This window comes from Falsihalocynthiibacter sp. BN13B15 (assembly GCF_041205415.1).
Lineage (GTDB): Bacteria > Pseudomonadota > Alphaproteobacteria > Rhodobacterales > Rhodobacteraceae > Falsihalocynthiibacter > Falsihalocynthiibacter arcticus.
This window is the reverse complement of record NZ_JBGFCE010000141.1, coordinates 1-243: the sequence shown is the minus strand read 5'-3', so window position 1 is coordinate 243 and position 243 is coordinate 1. Positions and strand designations below refer to the sequence as shown.

The window sequence follows — 243 nt, the reverse complement described above, 5'->3', positions numbered from 1 at the left end:
TAGCCGCAGCTGCTCCCACTTCGCGCCCCGCTTTGACGGCGAGACTTCCCGCGCATATCGCAGCAATGCATCGCGCATGGTCTCGGTCGACACCGAAACCTCTCCTTCTCGAATCAAGAACTCTTGGCGCGCGGCCCAGTCTTTGGCATCAACCCGCTTCTCAAATGACTTTGATTTTCGTATACCTTGCATGGCGACTTGCGCCTGCCATTTGCCGGCTTGCAGCTTTTTAAAAGACGCCAT

Annotated in this window: 1 pseudogene; it reads right to left on the bottom strand. The window is 56.0% G+C overall.

The window, feature by feature from the left end:
* Positions 1-243: pseudogene (locus AB9F26_RS22545) on the bottom strand (site-specific integrase); the annotation flags it as partial.